The sequence below is a fragment of the Rhodococcus sp. IEGM 1379 genome, assembly GCF_030056815.1.
Taxonomy (GTDB): domain Bacteria; phylum Actinomycetota; class Actinomycetes; order Mycobacteriales; family Mycobacteriaceae; genus Rhodococcus_F.
Genome location: NZ_JASHKR010000196.1, coordinates 1 through 647, shown reverse-complemented (window position 1 = coordinate 647; position 647 = coordinate 1). Strand labels below are relative to the sequence as shown.

The 647-nt window shown below is 60.9% G+C and carries 2 protein-coding genes; one reads left to right on the top strand and one right to left on the bottom strand.

Features of this window, described 5'->3' with window-relative positions; all coding sequences use genetic code 11:
• The first annotated feature begins 64 nt into the window (after window positions 1-64).
• Entirely contained in the window at window positions 65-268 is a 204-nt protein-coding gene (locus QM600_RS29495; protein ID WP_033233950.1) for a DUF3073 domain-containing protein, read from the top strand.
• A 160-nt stretch (window positions 269-428) separates the two neighbouring features.
• Here the strand turns inward: QM600_RS29495 and QM600_RS29490 are convergent.
• Window positions 429-647: AIR synthase-related protein (locus QM600_RS29490; RefSeq protein WP_283265320.1), on the bottom strand; the 219-nt coding region annotated here is incomplete at its 5' end.

Here is a 647-nt window from a genome sequence, read left to right as displayed (position 1 = left end):
TACACACTCAAACGGGGCCGCCAAATTCCCCAGGCCGCCCCGCGAAAGCGCGAGGGGGTCAGCCATGGGCCGCGGCCGGGCTAAGGCAAAGCAGACCAAGGTTGCACGCGAATTGAAGTACAGCGTACCGACCACGGATTTCGATAGCCTGCAACGAGAGCTCGCAGGTGGATCGACCAACTCGCATCGGAGCAGTGTCCGATCGGACCAGACTTCCGATAGGGAAGGGCATTCGCGAGAGGACGACTACGACGACTGGCGGCGTTGACCGCGCACTGCCAATTGCGCAGACTGTAAAATGAGGAAGAGCTGAGCGCTCTTCCTCATTTTTTCGTTCCTGTTCACGCATAGTGGATCGGATCGAGATCATAGACAAAGCTGCCCCGCCGGATCGAATCCGGCGGGGCAGCTTGTTATGTTCTGCGGCTTTAGAAGCGCGGGTGATCTCCGGCCAGGAACGCGCGCTCTGCAGCGACGTCCGAAGCCTTCTTGATGCTTCCCAGCGTCCAGCAGTCGATGTGGCGTGCGGTGAGCACAGCCAGTGCACGATCGACGTCCTCAGGAGCCACGACAGCAACCATGCCGACGCCCATGTTGAAGGTCTGCTCCATCTCGGCGCGCTCGACGCGTCCGCGCTGCGCGATCAT

Excerpts from the sequence above, each read along its gene's own strand:
- QM600_RS29495 (WP_033233950.1), top strand. The coding sequence starts at position 65 with ATGGGCCGCGGCCGGGCTAAGGCAAAGCAGACCAAGGTTGCACGCGAA.